The organism is Trinickia mobilis (assembly GCF_017315705.1).
GTDB classification, from domain to species: domain Bacteria; phylum Pseudomonadota; class Gammaproteobacteria; order Burkholderiales; family Burkholderiaceae; genus Trinickia_A; species Trinickia_A mobilis.
In genome coordinates this window covers 1-1,112 of the sequence record NZ_JAFLRF010000121.1, presented here as the reverse complement: position 1 = coordinate 1,112, position 1,112 = coordinate 1, and the positions used below count along the sequence as shown (strand labels likewise).

The 1,112-nt window shown below is 58.8% G+C and carries 1 protein-coding gene; it reads right to left on the bottom strand.

What is annotated here, in order from left to right; genetic code table 11:
* Positions 1-156: 156 nt before the first annotated feature.
* Positions 157-1,112, bottom strand: a 956-nt coding sequence (locus J3489_RS37235; protein WP_207005776.1) for a Tle-like phospholipase domain-containing protein, incomplete at its 5' end; no start/stop codon positions are given.

Genomic DNA, 1,112 nt, shown 5'->3' with positions numbered 1-1,112 from the left:
GCTTTACCTTGGCTAGATCACCGCTCTCGATGGCTTGTGCCAACACCAACTGCGAGCCAGAAAAGAAGTCGGTGGCGGGGAATTTTTTCATTGCGTTTGCCGTCCAGGGAGTCAGTAATAGGGTGATCGTCAGGGCGAAAGCGGAAAGCAGTTGCTTCATGGCGATACGTCCTGAAGAATGGAAATATCTTCCTGTTTTTGCTTTTCGATTCCGTCAATCGCCTGGCTAATGAAGTGTCGACTGATCGACGAACCTTTTCCGTCGAGCGCATAAGGCGTGCCGACGGCCTCCGGCAACGGTAGCCAGCTTTGCAGGCTCGTCAGGATTTCTCCTTTCACGTGGTACGCATAGACCTCCGAAGGTTGCGAAGTGCCGCCGTAGCGCTCCACGGTTTTCGGATGCAGGCCTGCGGCATTGAAACTCCAGCAGGCCTTCCCGCTGACGCTCGATGCCGCCGCACATAGCCCACCGCCCTGAGAGTGGCCTGCGACATCAATCGGAAATGGATCATCCGCCAATTTTTCACCGAGCTGGACGGCTCGTTCGTAATACGCTGACTTCAAATTCACCGCTTGAGAAAAGTTATTCCCCCAATCTTCCAAACTGGTCACCTCCGTACCCTTGAAAGAGACGGTTGAAATCATGTCGTCACCGAATACGCTGCGGTCCGGAGCGTAAAGCTGGACACGAAGATTCGAGCCGTCGCTTTGGAAATCGTCTACTTTCAAGCCATGCCCGTCCAACGTCTGCAAGTCCCCACTCGCATTCCTCCACCCCTCCGGCACCGGCCTCGTCGGCTCATAAACATGGTCCGTCAGCCGCGCCTTCTCCACCGCGACGTTATTGCGCGCCAACCGCTGCGCAGCGGCATTGACCTTGGCGGACGGATTGTCCCGCCCAGCCGAGATCAGCGCCTTGCGTTCCTCCCACCGCTGCGCCTTGGTCAGCGCCGCAACCTTCGGCGCCGCCGCCCGGCCCGCCTGTTCGGGCTCGACGCTGGCAGGCGCGCGCAATGGGAGGGGAGGCGGGCACTGTGCCATCGCCCTCCTCTGCCGATACGCCTGGTTCAATTGCCACTGCAGGCTGCTGCCAATCCACAAGTTCAGCCCGG